The organism is Bradyrhizobium sp. 40 (genome assembly GCF_023100925.1).
GTDB lineage: Bacteria > Pseudomonadota > Alphaproteobacteria > Rhizobiales > Xanthobacteraceae > Bradyrhizobium.
On sequence record NZ_CP064688.1, the window covers coordinates 6886688 to 6908611 of the forward strand.

General features: G+C 64.3%; 20 protein-coding genes. 12 read left to right on the forward strand and 8 right to left on the reverse strand.

What is annotated here, in order from left to right:
- Positions 1–132: 132 nt before the first annotated feature.
- On the forward strand, positions 133–768 hold the full coding sequence (locus IVB40_RS33025) for a LysE family translocator (RefSeq protein ID WP_247357663.1): 636 nt from the start codon (positions 133–135) through the stop codon (positions 766–768).
- 142 nt (positions 769–910) lie between these two features.
- Here IVB40_RS33025 and IVB40_RS33030 read toward each other — a convergent pair whose 3' ends face one another.
- Positions 911–1537, reverse strand: coding sequence for a glutathione S-transferase family protein (locus IVB40_RS33030; RefSeq protein WP_247463518.1), 627 nt, complete (start codon positions 1535–1537; stop codon positions 911–913).
- A 175-nt stretch (positions 1538–1712) separates the two neighbouring features.
- On the opposite strand from IVB40_RS33030, the gene pyrE reads away from it, so the two are divergent.
- On the forward strand, positions 1713–2276 hold the full coding sequence (gene pyrE, locus IVB40_RS33035) for an orotate phosphoribosyltransferase (protein ID WP_018460046.1): 564 nt from the start codon (positions 1713–1715) through the stop codon (positions 2274–2276).
- Between the two features lie 239 nt (positions 2277–2515).
- Positions 2516–3325 carry a DUF2865 domain-containing protein gene (locus IVB40_RS33040; protein WP_247819625.1) on the forward strand — a complete coding sequence of 270 codons (810 nt, stop codon included), beginning with the start codon at positions 2516–2518 and terminating at the stop codon, positions 3323–3325.
- Positions 3326–3365: 40 nt separating this feature from the next.
- Here the strand turns inward: IVB40_RS33040 and IVB40_RS33045 are convergent, their stop codons facing one another.
- The 3 genes from IVB40_RS33045 to IVB40_RS33055 form a co-directional block, all read right to left on the reverse strand.
- A complete protein-coding gene (locus IVB40_RS33045) occupies positions 3366–3797 on the reverse strand; it encodes a hypothetical protein (RefSeq protein WP_247427085.1) in 432 nt (143 codons plus the stop codon).
- A gap of 89 nt (positions 3798–3886) precedes the next feature.
- Positions 3887–4186: a hypothetical protein gene (locus IVB40_RS33050; protein ID WP_247427082.1), complete on the reverse strand. Its 300-nt coding sequence runs from the start codon at positions 4184–4186 to the stop codon at positions 3887–3889.
- Between the two features lie 7 nt (positions 4187–4193).
- Complete coding sequence (locus IVB40_RS33055) at positions 4194–4424, reverse strand: hypothetical protein (protein WP_247427060.1); 231 nt, start codon at positions 4422–4424, stop codon at positions 4194–4196.
- Positions 4425–4654: 230 nt separating this feature from the next.
- Between IVB40_RS33055 and IVB40_RS33060 the strand changes: the two genes are divergently transcribed.
- Positions 4655–7171, forward strand: a complete 2517-nt coding sequence (locus IVB40_RS33060) for a glycogen/starch/alpha-glucan phosphorylase (protein WP_247285407.1) — start codon at positions 4655–4657, stop codon at positions 7169–7171.
- A 94-nt stretch (positions 7172–7265) separates the two neighbouring features.
- A complete protein-coding gene (locus IVB40_RS33065; RefSeq protein WP_247427057.1) occupies positions 7266–8081 on the forward strand; it encodes a thioesterase family protein in 816 nt (271 codons plus the stop codon).
- A gap of 165 nt (positions 8082–8246) precedes the next feature.
- Here IVB40_RS33065 and IVB40_RS33070 read toward each other — a convergent pair whose 3' ends face one another.
- The 3 genes from IVB40_RS33070 to IVB40_RS33080 form a co-directional block, all read right to left on the reverse strand.
- Positions 8247–9863: a phosphoenolpyruvate carboxykinase gene (locus tag IVB40_RS33070; protein ID WP_247817506.1), complete on the reverse strand. Its 1617-nt coding sequence runs from the start codon at positions 9861–9863 to the stop codon at positions 8247–8249.
- Positions 9864–10162: 299 nt separating this feature from the next.
- Positions 10163–12757, reverse strand: coding sequence for a CHAT domain-containing tetratricopeptide repeat protein (locus IVB40_RS33075; protein ID WP_247817507.1), 2595 nt, complete (start codon positions 12755–12757; stop codon positions 10163–10165).
- A gap of 63 nt (positions 12758–12820) precedes the next feature.
- The gene (locus IVB40_RS33080) at positions 12821–13570 is read right to left on the reverse strand and encodes a DUF2470 domain-containing protein (RefSeq protein WP_247817508.1); all 750 of its coding nucleotides are present in this window, start codon (positions 13568–13570) and stop codon (positions 12821–12823) included.
- Positions 13571–13811: 241 nt separating this feature from the next.
- On the opposite strand from IVB40_RS33080, the gene IVB40_RS33085 reads away from it, so the two are divergent.
- The 5 genes from IVB40_RS33085 to IVB40_RS33105 all read left to right on the forward strand — a co-directional run bounded on the left by IVB40_RS33085 (position 13812) and on the right by IVB40_RS33105 (position 17805).
- Positions 13812–14513 (forward strand): response regulator transcription factor, encoded by a 702-nt coding sequence (locus IVB40_RS33085; RefSeq protein WP_007597749.1) that lies wholly within the window; start codon positions 13812–13814, stop codon positions 14511–14513.
- Positions 14514–14629: 116 nt separating this feature from the next.
- Complete coding sequence (locus IVB40_RS33090) at positions 14630–16435, forward strand: sensor histidine kinase (RefSeq protein WP_247463530.1); 1806 nt, start codon at positions 14630–14632, stop codon at positions 16433–16435.
- On the forward strand, positions 16432–16956 hold the full coding sequence (locus IVB40_RS33095; protein WP_247817510.1) for an HPr kinase/phosphatase C-terminal domain-containing protein: 525 nt from the start codon (positions 16432–16434) through the stop codon (positions 16954–16956). The genes IVB40_RS33090 and IVB40_RS33095 overlap by 4 nt, the downstream gene beginning before the upstream one ends.
- A 133-nt stretch (positions 16957–17089) precedes the next feature.
- The gene (locus IVB40_RS33100; RefSeq protein WP_007597752.1) at positions 17090–17491 is read left to right on the forward strand and encodes a PTS sugar transporter subunit IIA; all 402 of its coding nucleotides are present in this window, start codon (positions 17090–17092) and stop codon (positions 17489–17491) included.
- A complete protein-coding gene (locus IVB40_RS33105; protein ID WP_018460059.1) occupies positions 17488–17805 on the forward strand; it encodes an HPr family phosphocarrier protein in 318 nt (105 codons plus the stop codon). The genes IVB40_RS33100 and IVB40_RS33105 overlap by 4 nt, the downstream gene beginning before the upstream one ends.
- Before the next feature lie 15 nt (positions 17806–17820).
- Here IVB40_RS33105 and IVB40_RS33110 read toward each other — a convergent pair whose 3' ends face one another.
- On the reverse strand, positions 17821–19446 hold the full coding sequence (locus tag IVB40_RS33110) for a glycosyltransferase family 39 protein (protein ID WP_247819626.1): 1626 nt from the start codon (positions 19444–19446) through the stop codon (positions 17821–17823).
- 126 nt (positions 19447–19572) lie between these two features.
- On the opposite strand from IVB40_RS33110, the gene lepA reads away from it, so the two are divergent.
- Both lepA and IVB40_RS33120 read left to right on the forward strand, forming a co-directional pair.
- The gene (lepA, locus tag IVB40_RS33115) at positions 19573–21384 is read left to right on the forward strand and encodes a translation elongation factor 4 (RefSeq protein ID WP_247817513.1); all 1812 of its coding nucleotides are present in this window, start codon (positions 19573–19575) and stop codon (positions 21382–21384) included.
- Between the two features lie 178 nt (positions 21385–21562).
- Positions 21563–21895, forward strand: a complete 333-nt coding sequence (locus tag IVB40_RS33120; protein ID WP_247817514.1) for a hypothetical protein — start codon at positions 21563–21565, stop codon at positions 21893–21895.
- Positions 21896–21924 lie beyond the last annotated feature (29 nt).

The window sequence follows — 21924 nt, forward strand, 5'->3', positions numbered from 1 at the left end:
GCGCAATTGCGCACTAGGCCGGGACGACGCTGGAGGGACACGCACAAGCTGAATTGTCCTCCGAGCAATTGCGCGATGGCGGCGCGATCGCCCGCACATTAAAATCGTGCCGTCTCCCGCACCGGTTCAGCCATGCCCCACGCCTCCGCCCTGCTCGGCTTCGCTCTCGTCTGCCTCGGCCTCGTGCTCACCCCCGGGCCGAACATGATCTACCTGATCTCGCGTTCGATCACGCAAGGGCCGGCCGCGGGCATCGTCTCGCTCGGCGGCGTGGCGCTCGGATTCGTGTTCTACATGCTGTGCGCGGCGTTCGGCATCACGGCGCTGCTGCTCGCCGTTCCCTTTGCCTATGACGCGTTGCGCTTCGCCGGCGCCGGTTATTTGCTGTGGCTGGCCTGGCAGGCGGTAAAGCCGGGCGGTCGCTCGCCATTCCAGGTCAAGCAGCTTGCGATCGACAGCCCGCGCAAACTGTTCGCAATGGGGTTCGTCACCAATCTGCTCAACCCGAAGATCGCGATGCTCTACCTCGCGCTGCTGCCGCAGTTCATCGATCCCACCGCCGGCAGCGTGCTGACGCAGTCGGTGGTGCTCGGCGCGATCCAGATCGCGATCAGTGTCAGCGTGAATGCCATGATCGCGCTCGCGGCAGGATCGATCGCGCTGTTTCTCGCAAACCGGCCAAGCTGGATGCTGGTCCAGCGCTGGCTGATGGGCACGGTGCTGGCCGGGCTTGCGGTGCGGATGGCGGTCGAGGCGCGGAAGGTGTGAGGCACGACGCTGTCATGCCCCGCGAAGGCGGGGCATCCAGTACGCCACAGCTTCTCGGCTCAATCACTTCTGCCTCTGGAATACTGGGTCACCCGCCCCAGTGCGCAAGTGCGCACAAGGCGGGTGACGACAGCCTCCCCCCTCAATCCAGCTTCGCCTCCATGCCCCGCTTCACCGCCGGGCGTGCCATCAGAGCCTCGTACCAGCGCTTGACGTGGGGGAAGTCGGCCAGGTCAACCTTGTGGCGAGGGTGACGCCAGGCCCAGCCCAGGATGGCAAAATCGGCAACCGAGAGCTCGCCGGCGACGAAATCGCGGGCCTCCAGCCGGCGGTCGAGGACGCCGTAGAGCCGTCGCGTCTCCGCCATGTAGCGCTTGAGGCCGTAGGCGCGGTCCTGCTCGTTCTCGAGCGCGATGAAATGGTGCACCTGGCCCGGCATCGGCCCGAAGCCGCCCATCTGCCACATCAGCCATTCATAGACGGGGATGCGGCCCGAAAGCGATTTCGGCAGGAATTTGCCGGTCTTTTCGCCGAGATACAGCAGGATCGCACCCGACTCGAAGATGCTGACGGGCTTGCCGTCCGGCCCCTCGGGGTCGAGGATCGCGGGAATCTTGTTGTTGGGCGAGAGCTTCAGGAACTCCGGCGCCATCTGTTCGCCCTTGCTGATATTCACCGGGATCACCTTGTAGGGCAGCCCCATTTCCTCCAGCGCAACCGAGATCTTGCGGCCGTTCGGCGTGTTCCAGGTGTGCAGCTCGATGGTCATTTGTCGCGTGTCCTTCCCCGGGGATATCCGGCATCCACCTACTCCAGAACGTTGCACCCCCACAACCGATGGGCCGGGATGGCCGATCCCTGTTGACGGGGGAAGCCCCCTCTGGAATGTCGGGGCCGTCGCGGATAAATTCCGCCACCTCCAAAAACGCTCCCGAGGGCCCGCCGTGTCTAAATCAGCCTCCCGCGCCCGCCTGTTCGAGATCATCCGCCGGCGCTCTTTCGGCCGCGGCGAGGTGACGCTCGCGTCGGGCCGCAAGAGCGACTTCTACTTCAACCTCAAGCCGACCATGCTCGACCCGGAGGGTGCGACGCTGCTCGCCGAGCTGACCTATGAGGCGCTGAAGGACGACCAGCTCGATTTCATCGGCGGGCTCGAGATGGGCGCGGTGCCGCTGGCCGGCGCGCTGGCGCAGATCTCCTGGATCAAGGGCCATCCCATCGCGGCCTTCTTCGTGCGCAAGAAGCCGAAGGAGCATGGCGCGAAGCTCGCGATCGAGGGGTTGCCCAGGGGCGAGACGCTGGAGGGCAAGCGCGTCGTGATCGTCGAGGACGTCACCACCACCGGCGGCTCGGCGATGAAGGCGGTGGAGGCGGTGCGCGAGACCGGCGCTGAAGTGGTGCTGGTGCTGACCATGGTCGACCGCGAGGAAGGCGCCGACGACACCTTTGGCGCGGCCGGCCTGCCATTCCGCTCGCTGTACAAGGCGTCGGAGTTCTTGAAAGCGTAAGCGGCTAGACTTTCTCCGCCGTCGTGCCCGGGCTTGACCCGGGCATCCACGTCTTTGCCGCACCAGAGATCGTGGATGGCCGGGACAAGCCCGCCCATGACGAGGTCCACCTCGTCCGGCGACACCGCTCCCCCTCAACCGCTCATTTACCATCCCGCCTTATGGTGAATCATGTGCTGAGACCTGAGGGTCCCGGCCGGTTGGGTAGCGTCGGGTGGAGTAAGCGTTTGCGTACAGTCATGTCCCATGCGCGCCGGTGGCGTCGCGCGATACTCGCAGCCGCCACATTGGCAGCACCGCTGCTTGCGGCTCCGGCCCCGGTTTCGGCCGAAGGCCTGTTCGACTTCTTCTTCGGCGGAATGCAGCAGCAGCAGCAGCGGCCGCAGCGTGAGGTGCCGCAGCAGGCGAACTCCTACGCCGACCCCTTCACCGGCCAGCAGAATGCCGCAAGCCCGCAATACGTGCCGCCGACACGTGCGGCCGCGGCCGGCGGCTCGGGACCGGCGTTCTGCGTGCGCAGCTGCGACGGCAAATATTTTCCGCTGATGCGCGGCCTCACCTCGCCCGCGCAGATGTGTCAGGCCTTCTGTCCTGCAAGCGCGACCAAGATCTATTTCGGCTCCTCGATCGACGGCGCGGCGTCGCAGACCGGCGAGCGCTATGCCGATAGCGAGAATGCGTTCGCCTATCGCAAGGCGCTGCGCGCCGACTGCACCTGCAACGGTCGCGAGCCGGTCGGCCTCGCTCCGGTCGATCTGGCGCTGGACTCGTCGCTGAAACCCGGCGACGTGATCGCCACCAGCGACGGCCTCGTCGCCTATACCGGCATCCGCGTCGGCAACGACCAGGCCGCGGACTTCACCCCGGTCGCCTCCTATCCCGGTCTCACCGCGCAGGTCCGCGCGCGGCTCGGCGAGATGAAGGTGGCGCCGGTGCGCGCCGAGACCGTGGCGGCGGATAGCCCGGCCGCGGAGATCGTGCGCGAGACGCTCCCCGACGTGACGGTGCCGAAAACGCAGAAGCCGGCGAAGCGGGCGGGGCTGGAGTAGCCTCTCAGAAGCGCTGCGCTGCGTCCGGGGCACGAGACCGTCACCTTCCGATGATCACGCCGATCACGTTCGGCGCCGCCAGATATTTCTCCTCGATCGCCGCGCGCGCGGCGGCGCGGTTGTCTGCCGTGAGCAGGCCGCGCTTCTCGGCCAGGATCATCCAGCAAAAACCCCACCAATCAGTGAGCATGCCCTGATCGTCGATGAGGTCATACCCCTGCTCGGCGGCGAAGATGCGCGCATGCGCTTCGTCCAGCGTGTCCAAGAACAGATGGTCCTCGGCCGAGAACAGATCGTCGCTGACATCGTCGATGGTGTAGCCCCAGATCGACTGGCACACCGCGTTGAACTCGCGGTCGAACTGGTCGTCGTCGACCGCGTAGCGCCGCGCCGCCTGATGCAGCCGCGACAGCGAGCGCGCGAAATCGGCGATCCTGGTGAGGGCAAATTGATCGAAGGCAATGGTGGACATGTAGTCCTCGCGAAGTCTGGCAGACGCTAGATATTGTGTCGGCAACGCGCCGAATCACAATGATATATCAAAGACTTGCTAAAGTGTTCTTAATTTGTTCCGAGGCGTTGCCGTTGTGCCCATTCATCAGGATAGGGCTTCCGATCACCGACAAATTCAGAAGTGTACTGCCCCCAGCCATAGTGGCGGTAATAGAGCTGCATCGCCTCATCGTGGCTTTGTGCTTCGAAGCGAAGGACGCATCGCGGAGCTGCTTGATCGACCTTCGCCGCTTTATCGTACAGATGCTTCCGAATATCGTCGCCGTCAGGACCGGCAAGTACAAGCGAGGGCAGCACCTGACCGCTTTCGTTGATTACTTCCCAGATTTCGTGGAACGGCGATGCCAACCCAGCCTCACATCGCCGACATCAACCTATCCCCGCACGCGCTTGCATAAAACTTGCCGCCGCATTGGCGCTTGATGGCGGCGCAGCGGGCGGCGGGCGTGGCGTTTTGCGGAAGAGTGACGGCGCAGCTTAGGCCGTCGGCGCTGCGGCCCGTCTTGCCGGCGGCGAAGGCGGCGCTGGACGCGGTGATGCAGACGACGAGGAAGGTGGCGGCGGCGATTTCGATCAGCCGTCTCATCAGAGCTTTCATCGGAGAGTTCATGGGGCGCCTCCTCCACACTGATGGCTGAATTGGCCGCCATTCTAGCACCAAATCCACGTTTCCCCGTATGCGTCCGGGTTCCCAAATCGGCCCGTTCCTTGCATAATTTTACGCCAACGCAGTGCACGGTCGCACCAGCAATGGTTCCGGTACAGAGGCAAGATGCGTAGGGTCAGTAGTGTTCTCGCGACCAGGAAGTGACGACTTTGCAAGATTCATCGTTCCAGCCCAATTTTCCCGCCCCCAACCAGCCCATCGACGAACTCGCGCTGGCTGAGATCAAGGGTGCGATACTGGCGAAGCTGCGCCTTGCCATCGGCAAGGATGCGGGCATGGCGACCAAGCACGACTGGTATCAGGCCGCCGCGCTGGCGCTGCGCGACCGCATCGTGCATCGCTGGCTCACGGCCGAGAAACACAGCTACGATGCGGGGCGCAAGCGCGTCTATTATCTCTCGCTCGAATTCCTGATTGGCCGCCTCTTCAGCGACGCACTGAACAATATGGGGCTGCTGAAGATATTCGAAGTCGCGCTCGGCGATCTCGGCGTTTCCTTGCCTGAGCTGCGCAAATGCGAGCCGGACGCGGCGCTCGGCAATGGCGGCCTCGGCCGTCTCGCCGCCTGCTTCATGGAAAGCATGGCGACGCTGTCGATCCCCGCGATCGGCTACGGCATCCGTTATGATTACGGCCTGTTCCGTCAGATCATCAATCAGGGCTGGCAGCAGGAATATCCGGACGAATGGCTCGGCTTCGGCAACCCCTGGGAATTGCAGCGGCCCGAAGTGATCTATGACATTCGCTTCGGCGGCGGTGTCGAGCATGTCGAAGACAAGGGCCGCGATCGCGCGATCTGGCATCCGTCCGAGACCGTGCAGGCGATGGCCTATGACACGCCGATCGTCGGCTGGCGCGGCCAGCACGTCAACGCGCTGCGGCTGTGGTCGGCGCGCTCGCCCGATCCGTTGAAGCTCGACGCCTTCAACACCGGCGACTATGTCAGCGCCAGCGCCGAGCAGTCGCGCGCGGAAGCCATTTGTAAATTCCTCTACCCGAACGACGAGAGCCCGGCGGGCCGCGAGTTGCGCCTGCGCCAGGAATATTTCTTTGTCTCGGCTTCGCTGCAGGACCTGATCAAGCGGCACCTTGCGTCCGACGGCCAGCTCCGCAGCCTGTCGAGCAAGGTCGCGGTGCAGCTCAACGACACCCATCCGAGCCTGGCCGTCACCGAGCTGATGCGGATCCTGATCGACGATCACAATTTCCGCTGGGACGAGGCCTGGAAGATCACGGTCGCCACGCTGTCCTACACCAACCACACGCTGCTGCCCGAGGCGCTGGAGACCTGGCCGGTCGAGCTGTTCGAACGGCTGTTGCCCCGGCATCTCGAGATCATCTACCGCATCAACGTGCAGCACCTTGCGCTCGCAGAGGCGCGCGCCCCCGGCGACATCGACTTCCGCGCCTCGGTCTCTCTGATCGACGAGCGGAGTGGCCGGCGCGTGCGCATGGGCCAGCTCGCCTTCGTCGGCTCCCACCGCATCAACGGCGTCTCCGCGATGCATTCGGACCTGATGCGCGAGACCGTGTTCCACGACCTCAACCATCTCTACCCCGGCCGCATCACCAACAAGACCAACGGCATCACCTTCCGCCGTTGGCTGATGCTGGCGAACCCGAAGCTGACCGATCTGTTGCGCGAGACCTGCGGCGACGCCGTGCTCGATGATCCGACGCAGCTCAGCCTGATCGAGGCCCGCGCCAGCGACGTCGAATTCCAGAAGAGGTTCCGCGCAGTCAAGCTTCACAACAAGACGGCGCTGGCGCGCCTGATCGGCGAGCGGCTCGGCATCAAGGTCGATCCGACCGCGCTGTTCGACGTGCAGATCAAGCGCATCCACGAATACAAGCGCCAGCTTCTCAACGTCATCGAGACGGTCGCGCTGTACCAGGCGATCAAGGACGATCCCAACGGCAATTGGGTGCCGCGGGTGAAGATCTTCGCGGGCAAGGCGGCGGCGAGCTACCGCTACGCCAAGCTGATCATCAAGCTGATCAACGACGTCGCGGAAGTCGTCAACAACGATCCCGCGATCGGCGGCAAGCTCAAGGTCGTCTTCCTGCCCGACTACAATGTCAGCCTCGCCGAGGTGATCATTCCCGCCGCCGACCTGTCCGAGCAGATCTCGACGGCCGGCATGGAAGCCTCCGGCACCGGCAACATGAAACTGTCGCTGAACGGCGCCCTCACGATCGGCACGCTCGACGGCGCCAACATCGAGATCCGCGACCATGTCGGCGCGGAGAACATCGCGATCTTCGGCATGGAAGCCGGCGATGTGATGATCCGGCGCAAGCAGGGGCTGGACGCCTCCGACGTGATCCGCAATTCGCCGAAGCTCCAGCGCGCCATCAACGCGATCGGCGCCGGCGAATTCTCGCCCGGCGATCCCGGCCGCTTCGAATCGATCGCGCACGCGCTCCGCTATCTCGACCACTACATGGTCAGCGCCGACTTCGATTCCTATTACGAGGCGCAGCGCAGCGTCGATGCGCGCTGGCAGGTGGCGCCGGCCTGGACCCGCGCCTCGATCCTCAATGTCGCGCGCATGGCGTGGTTCTCCTCCGACCGCACCATTCGCGAATACGCCGAGGAGATCTGGAACGTGCCGGTCAACCCGACCACGCCGTTGCTGCCGACCTTGCGCGACGTCGCGGGCTGAATTTCCGCGACGTGAAATCGGTTACTCACGAGGTAATTGCACAAGCCGGCGGCGGACGTGATATGACGTCCGTCATTGAACGCCGGATCGAACAATGCACGCCAAGCTCCCGCACCCTTTCGACGACGCCACCCGCGTCACCGCCGGTGACTCCAGCTGGCAGGGGCACACCAGCGACGACTATTGGGCCTTTGTCGGCCCGTTCGGCGGCGTTACGGCCGCGACTATCCTGCGTGCGCTGATCGAGCATCCGGAACGTGCCGGCGACCCGCTGGCGCTCACCGTCAATTACTGCGCGCCGATCGCGAAGGGGCCGTTCGATCTGGACGTGCGGCTGGTGAAGGCCAATCGCTCCAGCCAGCACTGGAGCGTCGAACTGTCGCAAGGCGGCGGCGAGGTCGCAACGCTCGCCACCGCCGTATTCGCCGAACGCCGGCCGTCCTGGGAGCACAGGGTGGCGCAATGTCCCGATGCAAAGCCGTTCGAAGAGACGATGCCGTTCCCGAAGATCGCGGCGTCCTGGGCCAACCAGTACGAATTCCGCTTCGTCGAGGGCGAGATGCGGATCGGCCCGCCCAAGCCCGAGCTCGCCAGCACTTACTCAAAGCTCTGGATCAGCGATCGCGAGCCGCGCAAGCTCGACATGCCGTCGCTGATGTCGATGTCGGACGCTTTCTTCGGCCGCATCTTCCACGCACGGCGCGAGCTGGTGCCGTTCGGCACGGTGTCGCTGACGACGTATTTCCACACCGACAGCGAAGAGCTCGCCGCCGAGGACATCACCCGCGTGCTGGCGACCGCCGATTCGAAGATCATGCACAAGAGCTACGCCGACCAGAACGCCGAGCTGTGGTCGCCGAACGGAAGACTGCTCGCGACGAGCACGCAGATCGCCTATTTCAAGGTGTAGCTGCTTCCGCAAGTTCGTCATTGCGAGCGCAGCGAAGCAATCCAGACTGTTTCCGCAGAGGGATTCTGGATTGCTTCGCTGCGCTCGCAATGACGGTGGAGAGACATCTCAAAAAGCAAAAGGGCGGCCTCGCGGCCGCCCTTTCGAATTTCAAACGACGCAAGCTTACTCCGCCGCGAGCTTCACGTCCGGTGCAGCGGCGCGGACCTCGGCGTCGACCTGGGCTTCGAACTTAGCAAAGTTCTTCTGGAACATGCCGACGAGCGCGCGGGCGGTCTTGTCGAACTCGTCCTTGTCCTTCCAGGTGTTGACCGGGTTGAGGATCTCGCTCGGCACGCCCGGCAGCGCGGTCGGGACCGCGAAGCCGAAATATTTGTCGGTGCGGAATTCGACGTTGCGAAGCGAGCCGTCGAGCGCAGCGGTCAGCAGCGCGCGCGTCACCTTGATCGGCATGCGCGAGCCGGTGCCGTACTTGCCGCTGGTCCAGCCGGTGTTGACCAACCAGCAGTCGACATTGTGCTGGGCGATCAGGTCGCGCAGCATGTTGCCGTAGACCGAGGGATCGAGCGGCAGGAAGGGCGAACCGAAGCAGGTCGAGAATTCCGGCTGCGGCTCATTGCCGAGACCGCGCTCGGTGCCCGCGACCTTGGCGGTGTAGCCCGACAGGAAGTGATACATCGCCTGCGCCGGCGAGAGCTTGGCGATCGGCGGCAGCACGCCAAAGGCGTCGGCGGCGAGCATCACCACGTTCTTCGGCTGCGGGGCGCGGCCGGTGCGGGAGGCGTTCGGGATGAATTCGAGCGGATAGGCCGAGCGCGTGTTCTCGGTCTTGGAGCCGTCGTCGAAATCGACCACGCGGGTGTCTTCGTCGAGCACGCAATTCTCGAGCACCGCGCCGAAGCGGGTCGAGGCGGCATAGATCTCGGGCTCGGCTTCCTGCGACAGCTTGATGCACTTGGCGTAGCAGCCGCCTTCGAAGTTAAAGACGCCGTTCGGGCCCCAGCCGTGCTCGTCATCGCCGATCAGCGTGCGGTTCGGATCGGCTGACAGCGTGGTCTTGCCGGTGCCGGACAGGCCGAAGAAGATCGCGGCATCACCCTTGGCGCCGACATTGGCCGAGCAATGCATCGGCATCACGCCGCGCTCGGGCAGATAGTAGTTCAGCGTGGTGAAGACCGACTTCTTCATCTCGCCGGCGTAGTAGGAGCCGGCGATCAGCACGATCTTGCGGGCGAAATCGATCGCGACGACGTTCTCCGACTTGCAGCCATGGCGCTTCGGATCGGCGCGGAAGCTCGGCATGTCGATGATGGTGAGCTCGGGCACGAACGCCGAGAGCTCGACCGCCTCGGGGCGGATCAGCAGCGTGCGGATGAACAGCGAGTGCCAGGCGAGCTCGGTGAAGACGCGGGTCTTGATGCGATAAGCCGGATCGGCGCCGCCGTAGAGGTCCTGCGCGAACAGCGACTTGCCTTCGGCGTGCTTGAGGAAGTCCTGGTAGAGCGTCTCGAACTGTTCTGCGGTGATCGACTGGTTGCCGGCCCACCACATCTTCTTGTCGGTGGTGGCGTCACGCACCGTGAACTTGTCCTTGGGGCTGCGGCCGGTGAACTCGCCGGTGTCGGCGCAGAGCGCGCCATCGGCCGACAGCACCGCCTCGCCCGCGGAGAGCGAGTATTGATAGAGTTGCGGCGCACCGAGGTTCCAGTGAACCTGCTTGAGATTCTTTAAGCCGAATTTGTCGGCGCCGAAGGCACCGTTGCGCACGCCCGTCTCTTGCACGAAAAATCCTCCTAGAACCCACTCAGCGCGATCATGCTTGGCGCCGCCGCGGTCACCGTGATTACAGGCCGTCCGGCCTCGATTGGAACGACCTAATACTGATGAACGCTGGCGTTGCCAAGCTGATCCCTTAGGATTTGGTTTATTCAAGGACCGCGCCAAACGTCGCGCATGTCAGCTCTGAGCAGGCGCATCAAAAAATCGACAATGATCGCGCAACCAAATCGGCGTTTCGGCGTTTCCTGAGGTTATTGCGACGCACAATGTCGAAGACAACTGAAGGACAACCGCAGTCCACCCTATCGTACCGCGCCTTCGCCGATGAGCGCGAAGGGCCCCCACATCGCAGGATAGGCGTTGCGCGGAGACGAGGTGTCTTCAACATAGGTTAACATCGCGCGGCGCAACGCTTCGGCACGACCGATTTTTGGTTCGTTTTTGAGCAGCTCGAAAGTCATCGTGGTCAGACGTGTGGCAGCTTCCGAATCCACGGCCCAATGCGAGACCAGGAGTGCGCGCGCACCGGCGTAGAAGAACGAGCGCGCCAGTCCCGACAGGGCCTCGGCGCCGGGCTTGTCGCCCGCGATGGTGTTGCAGGCCGACAGCACAACCCAATCCGCATTGAGCTTGAGCTGAGCGACTTCACTTGCGGTGAGCAGACCGTCGTCGAGCTCAGTGGGCTGATCGGGAATGGAGAGCGCGAGCGAGGGCTCACCCAGTCCCTTGATGTCGCCGGCAACCAGGCCGTGGGTGGCAAAGTAGATGATGCCGTATTGAGCAAGCGCTGCACGCTTGAGCGTCGTCTCGCTGGCGTCGCGGCCGAGATGAATATCGGCCTCGGCAGCCCCGACATCCCTGGCCACCGCGTTCAACTCATCGGCGGTGTCGGGCAGTTGCGGCAGCGCCTGCGCAAGCCGCGCGCGATCGACGCCGGCACCGCGCCAGAAATCGCTATAGGCAATGGTCGCGATGCTGCGCGCGGCGACCTTGCCGTTCGCGGCGCGCCGCTCGGCGGGCGCTTCCAGTGCAGGATTGAACACGGGATCGCCGAAGCCGGTCATCGGCTTCACGCTTTGGTCCCGACGCGCGAAGGCGCGCAGCGATTTCAGACTGACAACCGACGGCAGCACCGAGACGGCCTGACGCCGCAGCAGCCAGGCGGCGCCGCGATAGCCTTCGAGCGTGTCCGGGATCGCAGCCTGCGGCTTCTCGGTGACGAGCAGATGAAACGGCAATGCGGTCAGCGCAGCCGACGGCACCACCAGCAGGCTGCGCTTGTCCTTTGTCAACGCCTCGACCGGACCGAGCAGCGCGACATGGAGTTCGTTGGCGAGCGCGAGATCGAACAATCCGGATTTGCCGGAGGCATCGCGCGCTTTGCCGACATCGAGTCCCTTGCGGAATGCCGTCACCTTCTGCGTCAGCGCATCCGCGCCGAGTGGAATAGCCTTCCAGTCGACGCCCTCGCGCGTGATCGAGATGACATAGCTCTGCTTGTCGACGACGGAGTAGAGCACCATCGCCTCGTCGGCCGACAGCAGCAGCTGGATGTCCTTTGCCGTCAACGGCAGAGGATTGGAGAGCGACGCGTAGTCGGGAAACTCGGCCGCGAGCGTCTTCTGCAAGCCCGTACGCTCGTCGGCAATCGTTGCAATCCGCGCGCGGCTGCGCTGCTCGGTTGCGAGATCGCGCTGCGCGGATTGCTTCGACACCGCCGTGACGATCGCCTTGTCGAGTGCCTCGGACTCAGCCGCGAGATCCTGGTCCCGGCGCACCAGCTCGGCGAGGCGGTCGCTGCCGGCGGCAAGCCGCACCGCGAGCTTGTTCACGGCGGTCGCCGCGGACGATTGTGTGCCGCGCTGGATCGCGGCGAGGGCCTCGTCCAGCGCCTTGTCGCCGGGCAGCAGATCCTGTTGGCGCGCGGCAAACAGGACCGGCAACACGACGCGCAGCTGGGCGCGATCGCCCCGAAGCGTCTTTTCCGCGAACGGCAATGCGTCCGCGGTGCGCCCGGCCACGTAGAGGAAATAAGCGAGATTGCTGGTCGAGGTCATGACGTCAGGATGATCGGGCCCAAGCGCATTTTCGCGGATGAGCAGCGCGCGGCGATAGAGCGGCTCGGCGTCGCCGTAGCGTTGCTGGTGCTCGTAGAGGCCGGCGAGATTGTTCAGCGAGCGGGCAACGTCGGGATGACCCGGTCCCAGCACCTTCTCCCGGATCGCGAGCGAGCGCTTGATCGGCGCTTCCGCGTCCGTATCGCGGTTGAGATCGCGATAGACCTGGCCGAGATTGTTCAGGACGGTGGCCACCGCCGGATGCTCGGGTCCGCCGGCCTTCTGGTAGATCGCGAGCGCGCGCTGAAACAGCGGCTCGGCTTCGGCATAGTGCTGCTGCTTCACATAGAGCGTGGCGAGATTATTGAGCGACTGGCCGACATCGGGATGCTCGCGCGACAATCCCTTCTCGCGAACGGCGAGCGCGCGCTTGAATAGAGGTTCGGCCTCGGCAAAGCGGCTCTGCCGCTGGTAGAGCGCGGCGAGGTTGCTCAGTTCGGCTCCGATCAACGGGGTTTCGAGACCGAGCGACTTTTCCATCAGCATGATGGCGCGCTTGTAGAGCGGCTCAGCCAGATCGTCGTGGCCCTGACCGGCATGAACCTGGCCGAGGTTGTTCAGCGCGGCGGCGAGTTCGCGACCTGTGTCGCTCTTCTCCAGATTCGCGACCATACCTTGCGCCACAGGCAGTGCTTCCGAATATCTGCCGGCGCTCATCAGTGCGTTGATCCGCGCGCTCTCCGCGGCGAGACCTTTCTGGGCAAGGCTTGGCGTGATAAGCGATGCAGTGATCGCGAGCGTCAAACCCGCAACCAGCGTCAGTTTATTCCATTCTGCCATGACGCTCTCGCCGCCGCCTTCTGACCGGTAACGAACTTGGGTCGCGGCGATGGGCAGCAGCGTTCAATGTGTTGCGCTCTGGTCCATCCTGGTGCGCGCTTCGCCGGCGAGGCGAACCAGAATCTTGCGCAGCGCCGTGCCATCAGCGACGCGCTCCGGGAAGTCCAGCCGCAAGACGGTCTGGCCGTCCTGCATGTCGAGGCCCTCCGGATCGCAGCCGGTGCAGCGCCAGTCGCCCGCGGCAGCACCGAGCAGTTTTGTTGCATAGAGGCCCATGGCCTCGCGGTGGTCGGCATTCATATGCTCCACCGCGCCCTCCTCCGCCGCCAGCAAGTCCTCGGCCCCCGTGAGGTCGGTCAGGAATTGCTCCGGCTTGAGGTCAACGATCCGGCCGAAGCCGGCGACCAGATGGGTTCCCGTGGGGCGAATCCGGAAGAAGGAGAAATCCTTAAAGGAAACAAAGGTTTCCGCTGAGGGATGAGCATTGAGATACCGTCGCCGGAGCAGATCCTTGTCCGTATCGGCCGACTCGGCATGGCCGGACAGCATGATCCGGGCGCCTTCCAGCGGATCGCCCGCCGCCCGCTCGTCCAGCATCAGGGACACCCGGCTGTCGGCCAGGATGTTCCTGGTGTGCACCGCCAATCCCGAGATCAGCAGGATCGGAGAGCCATCCGGATGGCTGGCCAGATTGACCAGGGAGCAATAGGGATCGCCGCTGCCGGCCATCAATGTCGCCAGGGCCCCCTGCCGTGACCGCCGCAGCAGTGATTTGGCGAGCCTTCCGGGGTCGAAATCGGAGGTCGGTTGCATCGGCTTTCTCGGGTCAGGTGGTTGCATGGAGGGCCTTTTTTCGGGTAAACCGGGGCCCGGTTATGGGTCGAGATGCGGCGAATCTGCCGTGTTTCGTGGAACTTGGTCACACTTCAGCCTAGCTTGCATTGCTCGGTGACAAGGTTCGAATGCCAACATCGGCACCCATGTATGCGGCGCATCAGTGGATTGCTCGCCGTTTCAAGCCACGACCCAAACGGAAAGCAGAAAGCAGAGGCTCATGCCCACAATCGCTTTGGTCGACGACGACCGCAACATTCTCACATCCGTCTCGATCGCGCTGGAGGCCGAAGGCTACCGCATCATGACCTACACCGATGGCGCCTCCGCGCTCGACGGTTTCCGCACCACCCAACCCGATCTTGCCATCCTCGACATCAAGATGCCGCGCATGGACGGCATGGAGACGTTGCGCCGGCTGCGGCAGAAATCCGACCTGCCCGTGATCTTCCTGACCTCCAAGGACGAAGAGATCGACGAGCTGTTCGGCCTCAAGATGGGCGCCGACGACTTCATCCGCAAACCGTTCTCGCAGCGCCTGCTGGTCGAGCGCGTCAAGGCGGTGCTGCGCCGTTCGGCGCCGAAGGACCCGACCGTCACGCCGAAGGAGAACGACGCCAAGGCGCTCGACCGCGGCCTGCTGCGCATGGATCCTGAACGGCACACCTGCACCTGGAAGAACGAGCCGGTGACGCTGACCGTCACCGAATTCCTGATCCTGCAGGCGCTCGCGACCCGGCCCGGCGTGGTGAAGAGCCGCAACGCGCTGATGGACGCCGCCTATGACGACCAAGTCTATGTCGACGACCGCACCATCGACAGCCACATCAAGCGGCTGCGCAAGAAGTTCAAGGTGGTCGACAACGAGTTCGAAATGATCGAGACGCTGTACGGCGTCGGCTACCGCTTCAAGGAAGCCTGAGGCGCACGCGCCTCCACGAAAGACCGAGAGCATCGCCGGTTCTGATTCCATCGGGACCGGGATGGCTCTAGGATGCGGGGACCTTCGCACGAGCTGTCCTAACGCGGGCGTGAGCATTGCTTGACCGAACGCAGCCTGACGAGAACCAGAACGCCGAGGACGTCACCGCCCACGGCGCTCCGGATCAATTGGCCGAGGACAAGCCGGCCGTGCAGGGCTGGCGTCCGCTGAACTGGTTGAAGCGCGCCGGGCAGTTCTTCTTCGCGCTGTCCTTTTCGAGCCTGACCCGCCGCATCGTTTCGCTCAACCTCGCCGGCCTCGTCGCGCTGGTGGCGAGCATCCTCTATTTGTCGCAATTCCGCGCCGGTCTGATCGACGCGCGCGCGCAGAGCCTGCTGGTGCAGGCGGAGATCATCGCCGGCGCGATCGCAGCCTCCGCGACGGTGCAGACCAACGCCATCACCATCGACCCCGACCGGTTGCTCGACCTCAAGCCGGGCGAGACCTATGGCGGCTCGGACGAGTATTCCCCGCTGGATTTTCCGATCAATCCGGAGCGCGTGGCGCCGGTGCTGCGCACGCTGATCTCGCCTACCAAGACGCGCGCCCGCATCTACGACCCGAACGGCAGCCTGCTGGTCGACAGCCGCAGCCTCGATACCGTGGTGCGCTTCCCCCTGCCGTCGGTCGCCGCCGAGAAGCCGGGCATGGTCGAACGCGGCATGGTCGCGGTCCGCACCTGGCTCAATCGCGGCGACCTGCCGCTCTATCGCGAGCTCGGCCCCGAGAACGGCAATGGCTATGCGGAGGTCGGCGACGCGCTCCAGGGCCAGAAGCGCTCGATGGTGCGGGTCAATGCGCGCGGCGAGGTGATCGTCTCTGTCGCGGTCCCCGTGCTGCGCTCGCGCGCCATCCACGGCGCGCTGATGCTGTCGACGCAGGGCGACGACATCGACCAGATGGTCACCGCCGAGCGCCTCGCGATCCTCAAGGTGGGCGGCGTCGCCGCCGCGGTCATGATCATGCTGTCGCTGCTGCTCGCCAGCACGATCGCAGGTCCGGTCCGCCGGCTCGCCGACAGCGCCGAACTGATCCGCCGCCGGATCAGGACCCGGGTCGAGATTCCCGACTTCACCCGTCGTCGCGACGAGATCGGCCATCTCTCCGGTGCGCTGCGCGACATGACCAGTGCACTGTACAGCCGCATCGAAGCGATCGAGATGTTCGCCGCCGACGTCGCGCACGAATTGAAGAACCCGTTGACTTCGTTGCGCTCCGCGGTCGAGACGTTGCCGCTGGCGCGCAACGAGAACAGCCGCGCGCGCCTGCTCGAGGTGATCGAGCATGACGTCAAGCGGCTCGACCGGCTGATCTCGGACATCTCCGACGCCAGCCGTCTCGATGCAGAACTGCAGCGCCAGGATGCGATCCCGGTCGATCTGCGCCGCCTGCTGACCACGCTCGTGTCCGTCGCCAATGAAACCAAGCTCGGCCATGACGTCGCGGTCGAAATGCGTTTCGAGGGCCGCGGCCCGACCGACAATTTCGCCGTGACGGGCCACGATTCGCGGCTCGGACAGATCGTCTCCAACCTGCTCTCGAACGCACAGTCCTTCTCCGAGCCCGGCAACAAGGTGCGCCTCACCTGTCGCCGCGTGCGCGGCGAGATCGAGATCGTGGTCGACGACGACGGGCCCGGAATCCGCGACGACGCGCTGGAGCGCATCTTCGAGCGCTTCTACACCGACCGCCCTCATCAGGGCTTTGGCCAGAACTCCGGCCTCGGCCTGTCGATCTCCAAGCAGATCGTCGACGCGCATGGCGGACGCATCTGGGCGGAGAACCGTCCCGGCCCGGCGGATGAGGACGGAGCGCCAGTTGTTGTCGGCGCGCGCTTCGTGGTGAGGCTCCCGGCGCTATGAGCGACGGCGGCCCCAGCATTCACGCCTCGGCGGTCAAGGTTGGAGATCTGGCGGTGCTGATCCGCGGGCCCTCGGGCTCCGGCAAGTCGCGCCTTGCCTTCGATTTGATCATGGCGGGACGTAGCGGCGTGCTCGAAAGGGCCGTTCTGGTCGGCGATGACCGTGTCCATCTGGCGACACTCGGCCGCGAAATTGAGGTCCGCCCCGCCCCGGTCCTGGCCGGCCTGATCGAGATCCGGGGGCTCGGAATCCGCCGCTGCGACTTTGTGGAGCATGCGACCGTCGGCCTCGTGGTCGATCTGGACGCCGCGGACGCGGAGCGGCTGCCGCCGGCCGAATCCCTGAAAACAGCTATTTTAGGTGTCGAAATACCGCGAATCCCAATCGGCCGCGACTATTCGCCCCTTCCTCTGGTTGTCGCGGCCTTGACCACTACCAAGAGTTCATCTTCCGTTAACCCTTCAGGCGATTGTTTGAAGGGAAATGGTAACCATATGAACCCCACACTCGCGACCGAATAGACCGGCGCAGCTCCCCTTATCCATCCGTCTAGATTCAGGGAGATACGCAACATCGCCTCTTGCGCGGGGGCTCTGGATGGTCAAAGTGGCGCGTTCGTGCGGTGCACCAAAAGCGCCCGCGAGGAGTTTTCCGATGATTGGTCTAGTACTTGTGACCCACGGGCGCCTTGCCGACGAATTCAAGGCAGCGCTTGAACATGTCATGGGCCCACAAAAGCAAATCGAAGCGATCACGATCGGCGCCGAAGATGATTCCGATCTCTGTCGAAGCGACATTATCGAGGCGGTTAACCGCGTCGATTCCGGCGACGGCGTCGCGATCCTCACCGACATGTTCGGCGGCACGCCATCCAACCTGGCAATATCCTGCATGAGCCGGCCGAAGGTGGAAGTGCTCGCGGGCATCAACCTTCCCATGCTGGTGAAGCTCGCCAAGGTGCGCGAGGAGCGTCCGCTCCCGGACGCGATCGCGATGGCCCAGGAAGCCGGCCGCAAATACGTCACCATCGCCAGCCGCGTCCTCGCCGGCAAATGAGCGACGAGGCGCCGCAAGCCGGGACGGGCGTGCCCGCGGGCGCGATCTCCAAGGACCTCCTGATCATCAACAAGCGCGGCCTGCACGCGCGGGCCTCCGCAAAGTTCGTCCAGGCCGTCGAGCGCTTCAGCGCGCAGGTCTGGGTGACTCGCGGCGGCGAAACCGTGGGCGGCACCTCGATCATGGGCCTGATGATGCTCGCCGCCGGTCCCGGCACCACCATCACGGTCGCCGCTTCCGGCGATGATGCCGAAGCCGCGCTGGCGGCGATCACCGAACTCGTTGAAAGCAAATTCAACGAGGAAGGGATTTAGGCGGCGTCGCCTCGATCACTTCCCCGGCGGCGCGATGTAGATGTTCCAGCTCATCGACGGACCGGCCTTGCCGTGGGTGAAACGGCGCGTCGTCATCACGATGCGCTCGGCGTTCGGCGCAACCTCGGACACCCATTTCTCGAACGCCGGCAGGCGACCGTCGGCCGGATCGAACACGCCGATGAAGCCGAATCTCTTGACGTCATCGGGCGAAATCAACCCGGACCCCCAGGCCTCGAGCGGCGTGAACGCGGCCGGATGATCCGGGCTGTAGAACACCATCGGCTGGATCGACTCCATGGTGCCGGCGACGACCGCCCAGCGCGAGGCGAAGCGCGCGTGCCAGGCCTGCGTCAGCTCGCGCGCGAGATCCGAGCGCGCGCCATAGGTCGCCGTGTTGCCGGCATTGGCCGCCATCTCGCGCGCGGCGATCCAGGGCGAGGCAGCGAGCGTGGCGACGCTGAGCACGAGCCAGATCGCGACAATGTTGAACACCGCAGCACTCTGCACCCGCAAGGCCGGGATCGCGACCAGCGCGAGCGGCACCAGGAAGAACAGCGAGATGCCCCAATCGGTCTTCATGTAGATGCTGAAAGCCAGCGCGCCGAGTGCGGGACCGACCGCGACGATGATCTGAATGAGCCGGACGTTGCGCGCCTGCGAAAGGTTCACGCTCGCATTCGCGCCGCGCGCCCAGGCCCGCGTGACGATGCGCCAGGGCGCACGCAGGAGCAGCCTGAACCAAGGCGGCACCAGCGCCATCGCCAGCGCGGCCAGCGCCACCGGCAATGCCAGCAGCGCGACATTATGCAGGACATAGCCGGCCACGAGCTGATGCACCTGGCCGCTGTCCTCGAGGCTGTAGGTATCGCCGGCATAGGTCAGCGGCACGAAATGCGCGTCCGCCAGCCAGACGATGTGCGGAATCATCGCCACCACCATCGTCGCGATCGCAGCCCATGGCGCCGGTGACGACAAGAACCTCATTCGCTCCGGATGGATCAGCGCGGCAAGCCCGATGGCGCCGATCATGGTCAGCACCCAGTATTTGGTCATCAGCGCCAGCGCGCCGGCAAGGCCGAGCAAGACTCCGGATTGCCAGCTCCGCTTCTCGAACGCATTGAGATAAGCGAGCACGAGGAGCGGCAAAGTGACGAGCTGGAGCAGGTCGGGATTGTACTTGAAACCCTTGAAATTGAAGATCGGGTAGAGCGCGACCATCACCACGACCAGGAACGCGCGCCGCGCATCCACGACGCGCAGCGCGATGAGCCAGCAGATCACCATACCGGTGCTGACGGTCGCCATCGCCAGCGCATAGGTCGCCCAATCCGTCGGCGGGAACACTGTGAACCAGAGGCCGGCGACCCAGCCCGACAGCGGCGGGTGCTTGCCATAGCCCCAGAGGAATTTCTGGCCCCAGCCCCAGGCTTCCGCGACGTCCATGTGAACGTCCTGCGCTGCCTTGAGATTGATCAGGATGAAGGTCCAGAGCACCGCATGCAGGATGGCAAGCTGGATCACCAGCCACAGGCGTGCCTCCGGGCGGGTCGCGCTGGCAACCAGCCAGGCCCGAAAGCGGGCATAGCTCACCCGGGTCTTCGCGCGGGCTCGGGCAGACGGGATCGAGGTCGTGGACATGGGCCTGGACATCAGGCGTTGCGTAGCGCGTTTCGGGCCTTCGTGGAATCAGCTTGGCGTGAACAAAGGCCCTGAAATTACAGCAATATGGTTGCCGCACGGGGGTGTGAGTGGTATCCCGCGCCCATGACGACCGTCCCCATTTCCAACATCCGCAATTTCTCCATCGTCGCCCATATCGACCATGGCAAATCGACGCTGGCCGACCGCCTGATCCAGATGACCGGCGGCCTCACCGACCGGGAAATGGCGGGCAAGGAGCAGGTGCTCGATTCCATGGACATCGAGCGCGAGCGCGGCATCACCATCAAGGCGCAGACGGTGCGCCTCGCCTACCGCGCCAAGGACGGCAAGGATTACATTTTCAACCTGATGGACACGCCCGGCCATGTCGACTTCGCCTACGAAGTCTCGCGGTCGCTGGCGGCCTGCGAGGGTTCCCTGCTGGTGGTCGACGCCAGCCAGGGCGTGGAGGCACAGACGCTCGCCAACGTCTACCACGCGCTCGATGCGGGGCATGAGATCGTTCCGGTCCTGAACAAGGTCGACCTTCCCGCCGCAGAGCCGGAGAAGGTCAAGCAACAGATCGAGGACGTCATCGGCATCGACGCCTCCGAGTCCGTGATGATCTCGGCCAAGACCGGCCTCGGCGTGCCCGATGTGCTGGAAGCGATCGTCACCCGCCTGCCGCCGCCGAAGGGCGACCGCGGAGCGACGCTGAAGGCGCTGTTGGTCGACAGCTGGTACGACGTCTATCTCGGCGTGGTGGTGCTGATCCGCGTCGTCGACGGCGTCATGAAGAAGGGCAGCCGGGTCCGCATGATGGGCACGGGCGCGGCCTATGACATCGAGCGCGTCGGCTTCTTCACCCCGAAGATGACGCAGGTCGACGAGCTCGGCCCGGGCGAGATCGGCTTCATCACCGCCGCGATCAAGGAAGTGGCCGACACCCGCGTCGGCGACACCATCACCGACGACAAGAAGCCTGTCACCGAGATGTTGGCGGGCTTCAAGCCGGCCATACCCGTGGTGTTCTGCGGCCTGTTCCCCGCCGACGCCGATGACTTCGAGACCTTGCGCGCGGCGATGGGCAAGCTGCGCCTCAACGATGCCAGCTTCTCCTACGAGATGGAGACCTCGGCCGCACTCGGCTTCGGCTTCCGCTGCGGCTTCCTCGGACTGTTGCATCTGGAGATCATCCAGGAGCGTCTGTCGCGGGAATTCGATCTCAACCTGATCGCGACCGCGCCGAGCGTGATCTACAAGATGAGCCTGACCGACGGGCAGGAAATCTCGATCCACAATCCTGTCGACATGCCGGACGTGGTCAAGATTGCGGAGATCCAGGAGCCCTGGATCGAGGCCACGATCCTCACCCCCGACGAATATCTCGGCAGCGTGCTGAAGCTGTGCCAGGACCGCCGCGGCTCGCAGAAGGAGCTGACCTATGTCGGCTCCCGCGCCATGGTGAAATACGATCTGCCGCTCAACGAGGTCGTGTTCGACTTCTACGACCGCTTGAAGTCGGTCTCCAAGGGCTATGCCTCGTTCGACTATCATCTCACCGACTACAAGCCGGCCGATCTGGTGAAGATGCAGATCCTCGTCAACAACGAGCCGGTCGACGCACTCTCGATGCTGGTGCATCGCACCCGCGCCGAGGGCCGCGGCCGCGCCATGGTCGAGAAGATGAAGGATTTGATCCCGCCGCACATGTTCCAGATTCCGATCCAGGCAGCGATCGGCGGCAAGGTGATCGCGCGCGAAACGGTGCGCGCGCTGCGCAAGGACGTCACCGCAAAGTGCTACGGCGGCGACATCACGCGTAAGCGCAAACTTCTGGAGAAGCAGAAGGAAGGCAAGAAGAAGATGCGGCAGTTCGGCAAGGTCGACATCCCGCAGGAAGCTTTTATTGCCGCGCTGAAGGTGGATAGCTGAGGCGAGCGCCCGGGCCATCTCGGGCAGGATTAGGCGGGCCGGCGAAGTATTTTGGGGCCGGACAATTAAAAAACGCGAAAACAACCCCAAGCACAGTAGCCGGCACGTTGTTGACATTGGGCTTTTTTGAACTTTCGATTTTACGAATCGGATTTGACCCGTCGGGCAAAACAGGCGCATGATCGCACCATGGCAGCGGTGCGATCGACAGGCGGCGATGTCCCATCAAACCAACCCAATCACGCTCGTACTCATGGCCAGAATACCGGCAGAGGGGGTCGCGGACTTTCGGGCCTACGAGTATGCGGTTCTGCCGCTCTTGCCCGAGTTCAACGGACGTCTGCAGCGGCGGCTTCGAAATCCTGATCGCACCATCGAGATGCACATCGTCAGCTTCGCATCCGATGCAGACTTTCAAAACTATCGGAATGACCCTCGGCGGACGGGTCAGGCCTCCTTGTTGGAAAAATCAGCAGCGAAGCTGGAAGTGCTTCCGATGACGGACGTCTGACGGACCTCACGCGAGGTCTTCGGAGGAAA